The 17,315-nt window shown below is 45.7% G+C and carries 14 protein-coding genes; 5 read left to right on the top strand and 9 right to left on the bottom strand.

The window, feature by feature from the left end:
- Positions 1 to 148: 148 nt before the first annotated feature.
- The 5 genes from QUB24_RS31085 to QUB24_RS31105 all read right to left on the bottom strand — a co-directional run bounded on the left by QUB24_RS31085 (position 149) and on the right by QUB24_RS31105 (position 5,386).
- A complete protein-coding gene (locus QUB24_RS31085) occupies positions 149 to 868 on the bottom strand; it encodes a DUF4276 family protein (protein WP_333157412.1) in 720 nt (239 codons plus the stop codon).
- Entirely contained in the window at positions 856 to 2,163 is a 1,308-nt protein-coding gene (locus QUB24_RS31090; protein ID WP_333157413.1) for an AAA family ATPase, read from the bottom strand. Before QUB24_RS31090 ends, QUB24_RS31085 begins: the two co-directional genes overlap by 13 nt.
- Positions 2,164 to 2,271: 108 nt before the next feature.
- Positions 2,272 to 3,525 (bottom strand): beta-ketoacyl-ACP synthase II, encoded by a 1,254-nt coding sequence (gene fabF, locus QUB24_RS31095; RefSeq protein ID WP_333157414.1) that lies wholly within the window; start codon positions 3,523 to 3,525, stop codon positions 2,272 to 2,274.
- Between the two features lie 97 nt (positions 3,526 to 3,622).
- Positions 3,623 to 3,877, bottom strand: a complete 255-nt coding sequence (acpP, locus tag QUB24_RS31100; protein WP_333082619.1) for an acyl carrier protein — start codon at positions 3,875 to 3,877, stop codon at positions 3,623 to 3,625.
- Between the two features lie 930 nt (positions 3,878 to 4,807).
- Entirely contained in the window at positions 4,808 to 5,386 is a 579-nt protein-coding gene (locus tag QUB24_RS31105) for a hypothetical protein (protein ID WP_333157415.1), read from the bottom strand.
- A gap of 903 nt (positions 5,387 to 6,289) precedes the next feature.
- On the opposite strand from QUB24_RS31105, the gene QUB24_RS31110 reads away from it, so the two are divergent.
- The 3 genes from QUB24_RS31110 to glmS all read left to right on the top strand — a co-directional run bounded on the left by QUB24_RS31110 (position 6,290) and on the right by glmS (position 9,784).
- Positions 6,290 to 7,195, top strand: coding sequence for a CoB--CoM heterodisulfide reductase iron-sulfur subunit B family protein (locus tag QUB24_RS31110; protein ID WP_333157416.1), 906 nt, complete (start codon positions 6,290 to 6,292; stop codon positions 7,193 to 7,195).
- 260 nt (positions 7,196 to 7,455) lie between these two features.
- Positions 7,456 to 7,701, top strand: coding sequence for a photosystem I iron-sulfur center protein PsaC (gene psaC / locus QUB24_RS31115; RefSeq protein WP_015175986.1), 246 nt, complete (start codon positions 7,456 to 7,458; stop codon positions 7,699 to 7,701).
- Between the two features lie 160 nt (positions 7,702 to 7,861).
- On the top strand, positions 7,862 to 9,784 hold the full coding sequence (gene glmS / locus QUB24_RS31120; RefSeq protein WP_333157417.1) for a glutamine--fructose-6-phosphate transaminase (isomerizing): 1,923 nt from the start codon (positions 7,862 to 7,864) through the stop codon (positions 9,782 to 9,784).
- A gap of 132 nt (positions 9,785 to 9,916) precedes the next feature.
- Here the strand turns inward: glmS and QUB24_RS31125 are convergent, their stop codons facing one another.
- Positions 9,917 to 11,416, bottom strand: coding sequence for an O-antigen ligase family protein (locus tag QUB24_RS31125; RefSeq protein WP_333157418.1), 1,500 nt, complete (start codon positions 11,414 to 11,416; stop codon positions 9,917 to 9,919).
- Positions 11,417 to 11,459: 43 nt separating this feature from the next.
- Positions 11,460 to 12,305: a YaaW family protein gene (locus tag QUB24_RS31130; RefSeq protein WP_333157419.1), complete on the bottom strand. Its 846-nt coding sequence runs from the start codon at positions 12,303 to 12,305 to the stop codon at positions 11,460 to 11,462.
- A 476-nt stretch (positions 12,306 to 12,781) separates the two neighbouring features.
- On the opposite strand from QUB24_RS31130, the gene QUB24_RS31135 reads away from it, so the two are divergent.
- Together QUB24_RS31135 and QUB24_RS31140 are read left to right on the top strand one after the other, a co-directional pair.
- Positions 12,782 to 13,534, top strand: a complete 753-nt coding sequence (locus QUB24_RS31135; protein ID WP_333157420.1) for a methyltransferase domain-containing protein — start codon at positions 12,782 to 12,784, stop codon at positions 13,532 to 13,534.
- Between the two features lie 64 nt (positions 13,535 to 13,598).
- Positions 13,599 to 14,666, top strand: coding sequence for an FAD-dependent oxidoreductase (locus QUB24_RS31140; protein WP_333157421.1), 1,068 nt, complete (start codon positions 13,599 to 13,601; stop codon positions 14,664 to 14,666).
- A 68-nt stretch (positions 14,667 to 14,734) separates the two neighbouring features.
- Here the strand turns inward: QUB24_RS31140 and QUB24_RS31145 are convergent, their stop codons facing one another.
- The gene (locus tag QUB24_RS31145) at positions 14,735 to 15,577 is read right to left on the bottom strand and encodes a Uma2 family endonuclease (RefSeq protein ID WP_333157422.1); all 843 of its coding nucleotides are present in this window, start codon (positions 15,575 to 15,577) and stop codon (positions 14,735 to 14,737) included.
- A 287-nt stretch (positions 15,578 to 15,864) separates the two neighbouring features.
- Positions 15,865 to 16,800, bottom strand: coding sequence for a polysaccharide deacetylase family protein (locus tag QUB24_RS31150; protein WP_333157423.1), 936 nt, complete (start codon positions 16,798 to 16,800; stop codon positions 15,865 to 15,867).
- Positions 16,801 to 17,315 lie beyond the last annotated feature (515 nt).

A 17,315-nucleotide genomic window follows, 5' to 3' on the forward strand; every position in this document is an offset into this window, starting at 1 on the left:
TATCAATGGCTAAGTTTTAGTTTTTGATTAACAAAAAGCGCTCCTAGAAATAGGGGCGCTTTTTGTTTGGGGAAAAAATATTTTAACACTACTAATGCTTTGCAAAAGTTGGCTTACAGTTTACCTCAATAAATTTTTATCTGACCCTTTATGGACAACGACAAAAATTATTGAGATAGTTATAGAGTTCGCGAAATAAAGGACATTTTTTCTGGACTTCATTTGGATCGATTTCTCTCAAGAGCAAAGGAGTATGATCTCCTTTAGAAAAGCGTGCTTTATCGCGATCGACATCATCTTGAACACTTGACTCAATTAAAGCTTCTGATAGTTTTTCTCGACAGCAATCTCTTTGAGGATCATATTCACTAAATGATTCGGGATTCTCAAAAGAAACTTTTTTTTCTGTACTCAGCCACCAACACATACGTTTATGTCTGCTTCTAAAATCTGAATGTTTAGCTATTGAATTATTCCAATCAGCAATAATCCAAGCTTCGATTTCCGGCGCGGCAAACCCAACAAATTTTTCGATGTCAGCACATTCGGGTATTTTTGATAACTCTGCCAATATTTTTAATTTTTGTGTCTGAGAATCGCGGCAATCCAAATCGTCAAAAACTAAAATCAAGTCGCATTTATTTGCTTCCGCTTTTAAGGCGATAGGCAATTCTTGCTTGATTTGTTCGATTAAACTTTTACCTGTTCTGCCGTAACTACTTGCCTTATTAGCTTTAGGGCCAGGTTTTTGACGAACTGGTGTTTTTCGTTCAAATCTACAGCCCGGAAAAGTTTTTTCTAAAAAAGGAAAGAATCCTCTAACCTCAGCCTCACCGCCACCAGAGAAAACCCACACTACCACGGCCATCCTCCAATACTTGGATCGCCAACACGGTATAAGTCGCCCAATTGCCATCCCTCTTCAAGTTTTGGCTTCAGCAGTTCTTTTGAAAGAGATTTGACTGAGAAATACGTTCTGTTTTCGGGATAAAAACAAAGAACATTCTCTAAACAATCGGTAAAGTGATCTAAAAGGTCGGGACTATGCGTGGTAATAATTATCTGAGTTCTGGTGGCAGTTTTTTTAATCCACTCAGCTAAAATTGGCATCCACGAGACGTGCAATCCTAATTCAGGTTCATCAATGACTATCAAAGAAGGAAGGAGTGGAGAATGTAATATAGTTGCCCAACAAAGCATCCTGACAGTTCCATCCGACATTTCATTTAGATAAAATGCTTCATCATCAATACCTTCAAAATACCATTCTACAGTGAGAGATAGGCGACCAGAAGGTAAAGCTCTAAGGCGACGAGTTTTTGGCAGGATGGACTTCATTGCCTCGTTAATGCTATCTTCAAAATTGATAGATTTTTGGTTTAAATTGTACAATACTAAAGGCAGATTATCTCCCGAAGCAGATAGGTAAATATCACTTCCACCTATTTTAGGTTCTGCGGTTCTAATTGAATTCAAATTCATGTTATTGGCATTATAAAATTGCCATTTTGAAATAAATCCAATTAATTCTCTTCTAATTTTGTAAATAGGTGTATTTTCGGGTGGTAAGAAAGTATATTCAAGCAGTGTCGGAATTGTCAACAAACCCAAAGAATTTGTAGGAATGTTATCTAAAGGTTCAAACTGAGTTGACTCTTGACCGGGAGACTTGTAAACAGATAAAACTCCTTGCCCTAATTCTCTGTTATGCAATTTATAGTAATAGAAAGGTGGCTGGCGGGAAGTTTCCTGCAAATCTTCTCCGCCATACAGATATTCTTCAGACATGCTCGCCCTTACTTTTTGTCGATCGGTATAAAGTTTGAAATCAAGAATTGCGCTGTCTTTTTGAAGATTACCAGTTTGGTTAATTTGCGAAAAACAGCAAGCTATACTGACCTTCGCTGGACTTTCAACATTGACATCTAAAATTCTACCACCCCCAATTTTAGAAACAGCATCCTCAAAACTACTCACGTCCCGATTTGCGTCAGGAATAGCTATTAGGCAATCTTTTAAAAATTTTAAACAACTGATGAAATTGCTTTTGCCTGAACCGTTTGAGCCGATAAATATATTAAGGTTGTTTAAAATTACAGATGGATCTAAGTGTAGATTTTTATAATTCTTGGTTGTCAAAAATCGAAGAATTGGTTGATTCATACGATCGCTCCGGTTATACTTCAGAAAGTTAGGGCAGGCAAGATGCCTACCCTACACAGGTAAAAAAATATTTTTTCACCTTTTAACTCTCGACTTTCAAATTGCCCGTTACTGAACAAACTTCTTGAATGCCAGAGTCACGTTGTGACCGCCAAATCCAAAAGAATTCGACAGCGCCACATCAACTTTTAGATCGCGGCTTGTATGAGGAACATAGTCCAAATCGCACTCAGGATCGGGATTTTCCAGATTAATTGTCGGCGGGATTTTGTCATTGGCGATCGACATTACCGTCGCCACCGCCTCAATTCCCCCAGAACCGCCCAAAAGATGACCAGTCATTGACTTGGTAGAACTAATTGCTACTTTGTAAGCATGGTCTCCCAAGGTCTTTTTAATCGCTTTCGTTTCGGTAGAATCGTTGGGAAGCGTGCTTGTGCCGTGAGCGTTGATATAGCTCACTTGATCCGGCGTCAAACCCCCATCCTTGAGCGCTAAAGCCATTGCCCGCGACGCACCCTCTCCCCCCGGTACCGGAGAAGTCATGTGATACGCATCGCAAGTTAAACCGTAGCCGACGATTTCTGCGTAAATCTTCGCGCCACGCGCCAGAGCGTGTTCCATTTCTTCTAGAATCAGAATGCCAGCACCTTCGCCGACGACAAAACCATCACGATCGCGATCGAATGGACGGCAAGCATGAGTCGGGTCATCATTGCGAGTCGAAAGCGCCCTCGCCGCAGCAAAACCCGCCACGCACAAAGGTGTCACCGCAGCTTCTGTACCGCCACAAATCATGGCTTGGGCGTAACCCGCCTGAACTAAGCGAAACGCATCGCCCACGGCATTTGACCCGGCAGCGCAGGCCGTCACCGTGCAAGAGTTTGGCCCCTTAGCACCCGTTTGAATCGCCGTCAGGCCCGCGGCCATATTCGCAATCATCATGGGAATCATAAACGGGCTGCATCGATCAGGGCCGCGATTCAGATAAATCTCTTGCTGATCTTCCAAAACCTTCAGGCCACCAATGCCAGTGCCAAGAATGACACCCACCTGTTCTGCGTTCAGGTCATTAATCTCCAACTTTGCATCAGCAAGAGCTTGTTTGCTCGCTGACACCCCAAATTGAGCAAAGCGATCCATCCGCTTTGCTTCCTTGCGCTCTAAATAGTCGTGTGGGTCGTAACCCTTCACCTCTGCGGCAAAGCGGCAGTCGTGCCGCGACGGGTCGAATAAGGTGATCGGGCCTATACCATTCTTCCCGGCAAGCAACCCGTCCCAATATTCGGACAAGGTATTGCCGATCGGTGTAATCGCGCCGAGACCCGTGATAACAACGCGCTTACGCTCTAAATTTGTCATGATTTCAGTTTCAAAAAATTAAACACCCAGAACGCAGAACAAAAGAGGAGTTTCCAGTTTTATAACTTCTCTCCTCTTAGGGGAAAAGACAGGTATTTTATGCTTTTGGAGCTGCAAGTTGGCTGCTGATGTAATCTACACAAGCTTGAACCGTAGTAATTCCTTCGGCTGCTTCGTCGGGAATTTCAATATCAAACTCTTCTTCCAAGGCCATTACCAGCTCTACTGTATCTAAGGAATCTGCTCCTAAATCGTTAGCAAAGTTGGCTTCGGGCTTGACTTCGCTCAGCTCGACTTCCAGTTGCTCTTTCACAATTTTCTGGACTCTAGCAAAAATGTCGTCTTGACTCATAACCTCGTGTCCTCATTGGTTGCTGCGTATCTAATCTTATCCGAAAGGGGTATCGGCAAGAGAAAGGCTGGCCGCTTTTCTAAGTGACACGGGCCAGCGACAATTGGGACACGGACGATCGCAGCAACTCTAGGACTGTTATGGGGTGGCGATCGCTATTTGAATAGTTCTGGAGGCATAAACTCTATCTGGCGGTGCACACCGTACCTTACCGCTACCAATAGTGTTGCAAAGCAATTTTTGCGTCCCGGACTGATTGAATGACTATCTGCCAGAGATCATGCCCTAGTGACTGCTTGTCCCCTAGAAATTCTCAAAAGCAACGCCCAAACGCATACGATCCGTCTTGCTTTCCTACTTGCGCTCGCACTCAGATAACCTCAACGGACTTAATGGAAGTATCGCATCTGTACAACGATGGAGTTTGCCTACGCTGCGTTCCCGACAAACACCAACCACCTCTTAGCCCCTATTTAGCGCCTGCTGCACCATGTACTGCCCGAGTTTCCCGGATGCGCCTACGATAAAAACCTTCTTCATATTCCTTCCCTACACATAAGGGCTGAATTGAGTGGCAAACGAGCGCCTCGATCTCAACACCAAGATATCACTTTTGTCAGAGCCAAGGATATGTTATACACCGCTCACTTCACAATTACTTATGTTTCGCGATCGCCCATAGCTTCTCTGGACTCAACAACGGAGCCAACCATCTTTGCTTTGCTTAATCTCGGCCCAAAAACGACAAATTTAACAGGCGCGATCTGTTCCGCCTAACGGTGTGCTTGAGGGGCTGTCAAAACCATTGCATCTACACCACTGACTTTCCCCAGTCGGCTCCAAGCGAATTGTTAGACAGCTTAACATCAACTCTACTTACAAGATCAGAGATTGCACTTTGTCCATCAATTGTGGATGATTCCCCTCATTTCATGGATTTTCAGGAAGAAGCGCCTCCATATATGGGGCAATATAATTGCGACCTTTTTCGATATAGTACGTTGTAAACAGAGATTCAAACTCCTGTTTTACTAATTGAAGTGCAGCATTCAAACGTGGGCGACCGTATACTAAGAACTGAGCCGTCGAATAAGCATAGTATTCTTTCTCTTTACCGACAATATTTTTCTTGAATGCATCTTGGTAAAGCCCACGTCCCTCCTCAATCAATTGTTGAATGGATGAAGTAAAATGAATAGACTCTCCACTTGGGAAGTCGATTTTTTTATCTTGAATAAATCCAATCACCTTCTTCATGCATTCACGGGTCTGTTCAACTGATAAGCATCCCTCATCTTTTCTTCTAAATCCCCATTGAGTGCAACCATTTGTAACTTCAAGGACTCGTAAAATTGCGAGTTTGTCAAGCTCTTTTGATTCTATTTTCTGCAATTCATGAATATGATGCTCAATCCGTTTACTAAATCCGTGGAAATCAGTTTCAAAATACTCTTTGAGCTCTTTGATCTGGGCTAACTGTTGCCAGTCGAACATTATTGAGTTTAACATTATTGAATTCCCTCCAAATCATTCATGTTTAGGCAGTATGGGCGGCTAAGGACTACCTCAGTCCGCTCAAAATAGTCATTTTTATCATAGCGATACTCAAGCGTTTTGAAATATTGATCGTAGCTTGCCCGAACGATCAAAACTTAAAGAAGGCGTTCTTGAAGTTTTGATTGAACTCCTCGGCAATACTTCTGTCATTTGGACTAGCAAAGTAGCAACTCCCCTCAAGGTAGGGAGAACTGTAGGAAAAATCAGTCGGTTGAAACCCCTCCTCCAGTAACTTTTGCCCTCGATCTTTTTGAGAAGCTTTGTAAATTGTGACGGTTTGGGGGAATTGTGCTTAGCCCGACTGCATGATTTGACATCTTGGCTGAGATGAAAAGCAGTATCATAAACTACCGCTATGTCTGGAACCCGATGATTTTGCAACTACCGACAGCATTGAAGTACAGTCCCACCGATAACCCAGCAACCTAACGGTTTTGTTCAGCTACCTTGGCTTATTTACTCTTGAATCATAACACTCTAATGGGTCGGCTGTAACGATGTGTTATGCTCGATCGCCTAACAATGACTTATGCTAGTGCGCTCGCCCTTCGCCTTTGGGCACTGACAAACTTAGTAACTCATTTTTGCTTGCCCAGCAGTAATCGCAGATACATAACTTTGACGGTGCGATCGCTTTCAGTGTCTAGACGAACCATCAGCGATGCAATTTTCCCAAAAGCGCCTTAAGCAGATTAGCGTGATCGCCCCGCCACCGACCTGAAAACTGCGTCCTCATCGATAATAATTGTCTAAAACTAGGTAAGGATATGGAGAGGGTAAACAAAGCAGGAAGCATCCCAACTTCGATCGCCCTCCTTTCTTGTCCCGAACCTTGTGTCCCCTGCAGAAACGATTATGCCATCCCCAAATCTCAAATATGCTTACTTTCCCGGTTGCGTTCCCCAAGGGGCGGCCCGTGAACTTTACCTGTCTACCCAAGCGCTGACTCAAGCCTTGGGGATTGAACTGGTGGAACTCAAAAAAGCTTCCTGCTGCGGTTCTGGCACTTTCAAGGAAGATTCGCAGTTACTCGAAGATACCGTCAACGCCCGCAATATTGCTTTGGCTGAGGAACTGAATCTGCCTTTGTTGACGCATTGCAGCACTTGTCAAGGGGTGATCGGTCATGTGGACGATCGCCTCAAGGAATCTCAGAAAACCGATCCCAACTACATAGAAAAAGTCAACGGTTTACTGGAAAAACAAGGCTGTTCGCCTTACAAAGGCAGTACCGAGGTGAAACATCTGTTGTGGGCGATCGTTGCAGATTACGGGCTCGACGAGGTGCAGAAGCGAGTCACCCGCAAGCTTTCGGGTTTGAAGTGCGCGTCTTTTTACGGGTGCTATCTGCTGCGAGCTCAGGATAAGCTGCTTTACGATGACCCGCACCAACCGGAATCGATGGAAAATGTGTTTCGGGCGATCGGGGCAACTCCGGTTTATTATCGAGGGCGGACGCAGTGCTGCGGCTGGCCGTTGTCGAGTTATGCCACTAACCAATCTTTTCAGATGGCAGGCAAACATATTCAAGATGCTCTTGACAATGAGGCTGATTGTATGGTAGCGCCTTGTCCGCTTTGTCATTTAAATTTGGATTCGCGGCAGCCGGAGGTGGAAAAAGTAATCGGGCGCAAGTTGGGTTTGCCCGTGTTGCATTTGTCGCAATTGGTGGCTTTGGCTTTGGGTGTGGAGCCTAAAAAACTAGGACTCGATCGACATATTGTTTCAACTAAGCCCGTGTTAGAAAAATTAGGCTTTTAGTTTTTTCTAAAGTTCGTAGTAAAGACTAAAGTCCTTTCTAACTCGTATAGGACTAAAGTCCTTACTACGAACCTAGTCACAAAGCACGCCAAGTGCGATCGACTGTGAAGTTTTGTCGCTTTTTCGCGAAGTGCTTCCAGGCACTGCGGTAGACTAACCTTTAATTCTCTGTGCAGGCTATAGCGGTGTCACCTCGCCGTCAAATCTGTTCACTCGCAGAGGCAGCAAATTTTTAGTGACTCGTTGGGAGCCTTTATTCAATGTCTCATTCAGTCAAAATTTACGATACTTGCATCGGCTGCACTCAATGCGTCCGCGCTTGTCCGACTGACGTTTTGGAGATGGTGCCCTGGGATGGCTGCAAAGCAGCTCAGATTGCCTCATCTCCCCGCACCGAAGACTGTGTAGGCTGCAAGCGGTGCGAAACTGCTTGCCCCACCGATTTTCTCAGCATCCGGGTTTACCTGGGAGCAGAAACCACTCGCAGTATGGGTCTAGCCTACTAAATATCGATCGACACGCCGATCGAATTACGGGCACAAAAGAGGGGGCGATTAAATTGCCCCCTCTTTTTTTGTCGCGGAATCTGCATTCTGGGGCCGGAAGAAGGTAAAAATGAGAAAACTTGAGTTTTATTGCGATCGCTAAGCAGGAGTAGTACGTTAAATGTGCGGAATCGTTGGCTATATCGGCACGCAAGCAGCAAGCGAGATTTTGCTAGCAGGATTAGAGAAACTAGAATACCGGGGCTACGATTCAGCGGGCCTCGCTACCATCTCGGAAGGACAAATTACCTGCATCCGAGCCAAGGGCAAATTGCACAGCCTCCGGGAAAAGCTAGCAGAGATAGACTCTCTGGCTCCCATCGGCATCGGACATACCCGCTGGGCAACTCACGGCAAGCCTGAAGAATATAACGCTCACCCTCACCTAGATAATAGCGGGCGAATTGCGGTAGTTCAAAATGGAATTGTCGAAAATTATCGCGAGTTGCGGAAAGAATTGAAAGCAAAGGGACATAAATTTGTCTCGGATACCGATACAGAAGTTATCCCTCATTTAATAGCTGAATTTTTGAAAGAAGCAAGAAGGGAGAAGGAAGAAGAAAAAGATAAAAAAACCGAGAAAGTTGCTGATTTATCGTTTTTGGAAACTGTTTTAAAGGCGGTAAATAAATTAGAAGGAGCCTTTGCGATCGCCGTTATCTGTGCAGATTTTCCCGATGAAATAATTGTCGCCAGACAGCAAGCTCCTTTGGTGATTGGCTTTGGTGCTGGCGAATTTTTCTGCGCTTCCGACACGCCGGCATTAGTATCTCACACCCGCACTGTTTTGTCCTTAGAAAATGGCGAATTGGCAAGGCTAACTTCGATGGGAGTGGAAGTTTACAGCTTTGCAGGGGAAAGGCTGAAAAAAAGCCCGCGCATCCTTGGTTGGAGTCCGGTTTTAGTCGAAAAACAAGGCTTCAAACACTTCATGCACAAGGAGATTTATGAACAGCCAGCCGTAGTCCGAGCTTGTTTGGAGGCTTATTTAGACAGCGATTGGCAGCCGGGAGATCCGCGCTCTCCCATCAATCTCAACTTGCCCAAAGAACTTTGCGCTGATGTCGAACAAATTTCCATTCTCGCCTGCGGAACGAGCTGGCACGCCTCGCTAATCGGCAAATATTTGTTGGAACAATTAGCTAATATTCCGACTGCGGTGCAGTACGCTTCTGAGTACCGCTACGCACCGGCACCGCTGACAGCAAATACTTTAACTATTGGGGTAACTCAGTCGGGAGAAACGGCGGATACGCTGGCTGCTTTGGGGATGGAACAGCAGCGCCGCGCTGGTTTTACCGATAAATTTCGGGCGAGAATGTTAGGCATTACTAACAGAACCGAAAGTTCGATCGCCCACATGATGCCGCAGGTAATCAATACCCACGCCGGTATAGAAGTCGGCGTTGCTGCAACTAAAACTTTTGTCACTCAGTTGATGGCATTCTATTTCTTAGCTTTGGATTTGGCGCACCATCGGCAAACAATCAGCACTGAGAGATTGGCAGAAATTATTACTGGGTTACGCCAGTTGCCGGCAGAAATAGAGAAGTTTTTGGAGATTCAAGAACAGTATGTGGAGGAATTGTCCCACCAGTTTACAGACACCCAAGATTTTATCTTTTTGGGGCGGGGAATTAACTTTCCGATTGCTTTGGAAGGGGCGCTGAAACTGAAGGAAATTAGCTACATTCACGCTGAAGGATATCCGGCGGGAGAGATGAAACACGGCCCGATCGCCCTTTTGGATGCGAAAGTGCCTGTAGTGGCGATCGCCATGCCCGGAAGCGTCTACGAAAAGGTGCTTTCCAACGCTCAGGAAGCGAAGGCCCGCGACGCCCGTTTAATTGGTGTTACGCCGAAGCAAGGTGTGGCGGAAGCCGATATTTTTGACCACATTTTGCCAGTGCCTTTGGTGGATGAATTATTGTCGCCGATTGTGACAGTGATTCCGCTGCAATTGTTGGCTTATCACATTGCGGCGCGTCGGGGTTTGGATGTGGATCAGCCGCGCAATTTGGCGAAGTCGGTGACGGTAGAATAAAGGAAGTCATTAGTCAGTAGTCATTAGTCATTAGTCAGTAGTTGGTTGTTGGTTGTTGGTTGTTCGTTCTAATAAGCAATAACCAATAACCAATAACCTATGCCCGATGCCCGATGCCCGATGCCCGATCGCCTATTCCCTCTGGCTGACTCCGCAAATTGCGGCTAACAGCAACCAGCTTGTAGTATTGACTCGAAAATCAAACAGCGTCACATCTACAGTGTTAAATAGCGTACAGGCGGCGAAGGCTAATAAATAACTGAAAAAAATTAGGCGATCTGCCGCTCTTACCTCTTGACAAACTACCTGATTTTTGCTATGAGTTATAGATTTTTGATTGAGCACTAAAGCATTTTCCGCTACTTTCTGTGTGGCTATTTCCTCGTGTTGGATATCCGCAGGAAAAAGCTGCCAATTCGCCAGCAGTAAAACACCTCTAGCCAAAACCCAGCCAACTAAACCAAACAACAAAACCGTTGCCGGTATCCCTGTTTCCGCAGTCAACATCAGCATCAAACTGTGAGGATGACCCAGCCATTCTTGCATCTGAGCTTGATAGAGAGGCGTAAAATTTCGCAATCCCCAACCAGTCCAAGGACGCTGCTGAGTCATTGACCAAGCAAATTCCCACTGAGTTTTTCTCAAAGTAGCAGTCGGCCGATTTGGGAACATCTCGTCGGTGAGTCTAGCCCAAAAGAAAGCCGGAACAATTCTTCGTAAAGATTGCCGCAGTGGTTCCGGGCCAAAGGCAGACAAAAAAACTGTGCTAGCCACACTCAAAACCGCAGCTAATAATTTTTTATAACCCGCATAAAGTGCAAAAGCCAAAACTGCGACAACGGCCAGTCCCCAAGCATTGCGAGAATTAGTAAAAATCAAAGCAACACCATTTCCGATCGCTGCAAAACTTAAAAATAGGAATCGGTAATTGGGAATTGGGAATTGGGCATTGGGAATTGGTAATTGGTGACGACTGACAACTGCCAACTGACAACTGCCAACTGACAACTGACAACTGACTTCTTCCATCCACAGTCCCAGTGCTAAAATAAAAGCAATTGTCAGATAGCAAGCTAAAATATTTGCGTACATAAATACAGAAGCCATGCGGCCGGGGGGATTGCCTTGGGGTGCGAGTACCCAGCCAAAAACAGGCTGCAATTGATCGATGCCGCTCCAGCCTAAAAATTGCTGTCCCAGGCCTAAAATTATCACTGGAATTGAACTAATTACAATCATCCAAGACAATTGCCGCAATTGAGGCAGAGTTTTAATTAAACTGCTGAAAGTGGCAAACAATATAAAGAACGGCAAGAAATTGTACAACCCTATAAAAGCCTCAATGCGGTTGTTGGCAAAAACCGCTGTGATGACTAGAAGCGCGCTCAGAATTGCGAATCCTCGATTCAGCGGGTTGCGACTAATTTGACGGAACTTTTGCTTGCAAGTGCCGGCCAATCCCAGGAATAAACCTAAAGCTCCCAAAATCGGAATTAAGGGAAAAATCAGCATCCCCACTTGGGCGAAATTCCAAGGGATTTGCAGGCGGGTATCTGGATGTTTTTGGAGGCGAGACTTGAGATTTTTGGCTGTCTGTTTGGCAGCTAATTTCAACCGTTTTTTGATATTCACCCACACTCCCAATCTCAAATCTAAAATCTACAATCTACCATCGTTAAGCTAGTTCCCAAACGCATTCCGATCGCGTCAGGCGTATTTGAGCTAGGGCAAAAATGGTCGGGATGATGCGGCCGTAGTTCGTGGAAATTGATCGCCAACCCAAATCCGCTAAAAACCAAGTCCACATCACCGGGCCGACCAACGAAAATACGCTCCGCGTCGCACCGTAACGAGCCGCACTCACCGCCATACCGCGCCGCGCCGTCTGAATTGCGACATAATTTTGAAACTGGGTTGCTGCGGTTGCAGTCCCTGTAATCACGGCTTGTTTTGCCATTTGATAGGTGGCAAAATGCAGCGCAAATTGATTGGCCATTAGTTTGAGCAGCATTGGTTTTAAGATGGAACTAACAGCTAAAGCGCTGCCGCCTTTGAACAGTAAACCCAGCGGGTCTTTTTCAGCAGAAATTGGCAGGGGTTCTGAGAGTTTAGAATCAACGATCGCTCGCTGTACGCGCACTGTCAGCGCTTGCTGTTCATCTGCAGGTAAACGCTTCCAGGCGCGGCCCATTAAGTGCAGAAATACTTCTGCCTCTAAGTCGGTGGTTGACAACTGTCTGGGATAAGGGATTTTGAGATAGCGACAAACTTGAATTAGTGCTTGTCTGTAAGTTACTTGTTGGGTTCGCCCTCTGAGTACCGTCAACCCGTCGGCTGCAAGATAGCGAAACCGCTGTTCTACGGCGTCGAGCCATGCTTCGCGATCGCGACTTTGTACATCTATCGGTGCGGGGGTTTGCACGTAATCTAAAGGGTTAAACTTGCGGCTGAACAGAAGTTCTGTTAGTTGCTGCAATTCTTCTTCTGTTGTCAATTCGAGTGCTGCTCTGAGTTCGTCCAAAATTTTGCCCTCCCGTATTCGATTTTAGATTTTAGATTTTAGATTTTAGATGGCTGCTGATTGACAACCAGTGGGATTTAGTATTTACCTACAGTGGCTTTTTTTATCTTGTCTTAATCATGGATTCGTGCTGTCCCTTATTCTACTACCGGGCGCAGGACGATCGGCAGGATTTGCACAGAAGATCCGACTGCTAGAAGCTATAACCTCAGCAGCTACATCGATCGGCGGACGCGCATCTCAATTTTACAGTCAAGTTTGGTGTCCCGCCGATCCTAAAAATACAATTTAGATGCCCAACAGCCAACCCGGAACCCCTCGGTACGTCTGCAACCCCGCAGCTTGAGGAGTCAAACCGTCGCCCTGAACGCCCACTATTTTATTCGCTATAAACAAAAGAAAAATAATTTAGTGTAGTTCTGTTCAAAAATGTCAGTTAATCCTATAATGAGTTTGGTTTTTTTAGAACAAAGTAAATGATGTCTTCTTCTGTCGCACCGTCTTTTTTGCAGGGATATTGGCAAGATACTTTCAATCTCAAGCAGCATCTACAGGATTTTTTAAATTTAGATTTAGAAACAATTGAACAAGAGCTAGCCCTCGGTCAACAATCCCTAAAAGAAATAGGACATCGGGATTTTGATTGGGAAAAAGCTAGCGAGTTTTATCGCGATCGAGTCGGACAAGCTTACCTATTTGACCTCGGAGCTTGGCATATGTCCAATCAGGATTACATAGGAGGCACTTTAACATTAATATCAGATATGGCTGCCGGTCGAGTTTTAGATTTTGGCGGCGGTATTGGCACTCATGCTATTGCAGCAGCTCTTTGTCCTCAAGTAGAACAAGTAGTCTATTGCGATCTTAACCCCATAAATTGCAATTTTGTTCAAAGCCGAGCTGCTAAATTAGGATTGAGTGAGAAAATTTATTGTAGTCTGGAAGTATCTCCCACAGAGATTTTCGATACGATTGTTTGTTTAGATGTGATGGAACATTTAGTCAATCCCAGTCAGCAACTGATGGATTTTCACCAAATGCTGGCTCCGTCAGGGAAGATTATCCTTAACTGGTATTTCTTTAAAGGTTTTAATCAAGAATTTCCTTTTCATTTAGAAGATAAGCAAGAGATGAACACATTTTTTACTAAACTTCAGTCGAATTTTATCGAGGTTTTTCACCCTCATTTAATCACCGCTCGTTGCTATCGCAAATTAACTGCAAGTTAAGAAATCATCTTAAGGCTTATTTCCTAGAAAAAGTCCGGTAAGTAATGTATCTGAAAGTCCAATTATGTTCGATGTTGCGGTGATTGGTGCGGGTATGGCGGGGCTGAGTTGCGCTCAACGGTTGCGTCAAGCTGGTTATTCTGTGGCTGTTGTTGAGAAATCTCGCGGGGCGGGGGGACGTGTTGCTACCCGCCGCGTACATGGTACGAGGGCAGATCACGGGGCGCGGTATCTGGAACCGCAGGGGGATGCGGTGCAGGGGTTAATTGAGGTTTTGGTTGATCGCCACATCCTCAAACTCTGGACTGATACTGTCTGCGAATTCAGACAGGGAAAACTTTCTGCTATTCCTCGCTGTTGTTATGTCGCACCTGCGGGTATGAATGCTGTCGGTAAGTATCTGGCCCAGGATTTAGAGATTTGGTTTGGCCGCCGCGTACAAGCTATTTCTACTACAGATAACCAAAGGTGGCGTCTTTCCCTAGAAGTCACTGACAGCAATTTAGAGATACCTCAAGAATTGATTGCTAAGGCTGTGGTTGTGGCAATTCCTGCACCTCAAGCTTTAATGTTTTTGGATGCGGAAATCGGTTTGAAATCTGATTTCATTGACAAATTGCGTTCTGTGGAGTACGAGCCTTGCATTACGGTTATGGCTGGCTATCCTGCAGCAAAACAGCAAGATTTAAGTAATCTAAATCCGCAGTGGAAATCTGTTTCTTTTCCCGATAATTCTGATTTAGCTTGGGTTGGTTTAGATAGCAGCAAACGGCTCGATCCGCTGCAGCCAGTGTTTGTGGTTCACAGCAGCGCAAATTTTGCCGATCGCCATCTAGAATCCGCCGATTTGCCAACAGTCGGTCAAGAATTGCTCGCTCGCACTTCTGAATATTTAATTTCTTGGCTCAAAGAGCCGGAATGGTTGCAGGTTCACCGCTGGCGCTATGCTTTTTGTCGAAATCCTTTGCCTGTTTCTTGTTTGCCTGCGGAGGGGACTTTGCCGTTGGTTTGTGCGGGGGATTTGTGCGGGGAAGGTCAAATAGAGGGGGCTTTGCGATCGGGTTTGGCGGCGGCTAATTGGGTGAATTCTCAGTTGCAGGATTTGCCGTTAGATTCAAGCCTAAATTGGTAATATGGCTAAAATTAAGGTATCGAAAAAGACCAAATTCCTTGCTAGGAAATGGTCAGCTCGATCGCCCTTTATCCCAAACGCTGTACCTCTTCCACCGACAGAGAAAGCGCCTGGGCAACTTGTTCGACGGTTAAACCCATTGCCAGTAGTTGGGGGATAGCATCTCGTTGTGTTTGCTCCACGCGATCGGCCCGCTGGCGTTCCTGTTCGGTGTGGAGGCGTTCGAGTCGAGCTTGCTCGCTCCCCGTCAGCAACAAATTCCCCTGATTATCCCACCAGCGCAACCAACGCTGTGTCTGATTTTGATAGCTGCCTTCCCATACGCCTAACTCTACTCCCATGCGCTCGATCAGGTAATGTCCGCGATCGTTGGGTTCCAATCGACAATAACGGGCGTTTACACAGTTGTAGACTTCCAGTTGGCTGGTTTTGATTGTATAGATGGCGTAGTAGGGAATGCGGATAATCTGTTCGTATACCCAAAACTTCCCTGGTTTCTGATTAGTACCTTCTGGCAAACGAGATAAAGGCGTGTTGTCTCGTTCTTCGGAACCATCCCCACTCGCCAATTTGATCGCAATTATTGGCACCATATACTCGCGCCAAATCACGTAAGAGCGACGAATTTCGCCGTCTAACAAAGGCGGAACGTTCGGCACGTAGAACCAGTCAGGGGCTTCGGCTCCGCGTTCTGGTGGGTCGGTTTCGCGCCAGTAAATGCCACAATCTTGCCCGATCGCATATTGTCCGTCGGGGTGAAGCGTTTGCAGTGTGCTTTCTAGGGAGTCGGTGAGCAGAATACTCTGGGGATGTTCTTGAAAGTTTTTCACAAACGTGCCGTCGGATTCGGGGAGTTGCGTGTGATCCGGGAAGGCGGGGGGCAACCCTGTCGCATTAAGACTTTGGGTCATGGCTGGTACGCGATCGACTGGCGATCGAACTGATGCTCTGTTATAGCCTAGCGATTTTCGATTAATTTGTGTACTTGAAGAGGGAAGAAGGAAGAGGGAAGAAGAAAGAGGGAAGAAGGAAGAAGGGAAATGCAATTAAAGCAATGATTTCAGCAGTCAATAACGTCCCCCGGAATCTGGCGCAGTTGCTACTTCTTCCTTCTTCGTTCGGCTAGAGTTATGAAAAATTAATCTAACGACCTACAAAAAAATGGAAAAATGGTGTAAAATCCCACTTTTCCAAATTGTTATTTTTGTGCCGTTTCCTGTTGTTGTAAGTCTTGTTCTTGCATCTGCAATAACTCGGGAACTGTTACGAAACTGTACCCTTCTTTTCTCAATCGAGCAATAATATCAGGTAAAGCTTTTACAGTTCTCGCTCGATTTCCGCCGCCGTCGTGCATCAACACAATGCCGCCGGAATTTGCCTGCCTCATCACGTTGTCTATCAAAGATTCCGTAAGGGTGCGCCAATCAAAAGAATCAGCAGACCACATCACAACTGCATAATTTTTCTTTTGAGCGTAAGCTGCCAATCCATTGTTTAAAATGCCTCCTGGCGGGCGGAACATCGATGTTTGGATGCCGGTTAACTCCTCAATTAAGGATGAAGTGCGATCGATCTCGCGAGCGGCACCGTCTTCGTTATACTGAAGGTATTGGTGGTTCCAAGTGTGATTGCCGATCGCGTGACCCGCTGCTGCGACCTGTTTGCCAATTTCGGGAGAATTGTGCAGGTATCTTCCTACCCAGAAGAATGTAGCCTTAATATTATTTTCCTTGAGAATATCTAGGATTTGTGTAGTTGTTTTCGGCCAGGGGCCGTCGTCAAATGTCAGGGCGATCGCCTTGTGCTGGGAGTCGAGTTTCGCGTGACTCATGGTTGTACCTTGAAACTGATCCGGTACGGCTGATTGAAATCGGATTGCCTGCACTTGGGCTAGAGCATTTTGGGAAAATTCTACTCGACGGGCGATCGCCTCGGAGAACTTATTAATATTGGACATCGGCTGTTGTTCTTGCGACTGGGATACGGCCAAGACTTGCGCCTGAATCGGTTCCAAGGGCTGATTTGCCCGCAAGTTAATCGGCCATGTCACACCCAGCAAAAAACTTCCTGTTGCTGCCATAAAAGCAAGTATTAAAGTTTTTCGCCGCCTCCACAGCAGTTTCAATTTTGTCACGTCATTCTCTCCTTCACACCTTGTACAGTTAATTTGAGATTTTATGTTGATATCAAGTTAATCCACTTAAGAGGATAATCTTAAATTGGACAGTCCGTAAAAATGCTACTGGAAATAACCGATCGTGGGGAAGTCCGTCAGGATAAAAAAATTTAAGGTTTGTGCGCCAGAACTCCCCTAACCCATGAAAACGCGGGATGGTGAACTTTTTCCCCAGCCAGGGGGACGGCGCTCTCGGATTAATGGCACGATATTATTAGGGACTCAGCCAGCCTCGGCCCGCGTCTCTACCGACACTGCAAATTGGTTTAACCTGAGATGTTGCACTATTGTCAATAAGCTGTTTAGGAACAGGCTTTTCGGCCTGTTCCACAAGAAAATTCACTCTTTGTAGAACAGGCATCTTGCCTGTTCTTGATAATAGTGCCAGATGTGAGGTTAACCTGAGATGTTGCACTATTGTCAATAAGCTGTTTAGGAACAGGCTTTTCGGCCTGTTCCACAAGAAAATTCAC

The organism is Microcoleus sp. B9-D4 (assembly GCF_036705105.1).
Taxonomy (GTDB): domain Bacteria; phylum Cyanobacteriota; class Cyanobacteriia; order Cyanobacteriales; family Microcoleaceae; genus Microcoleus.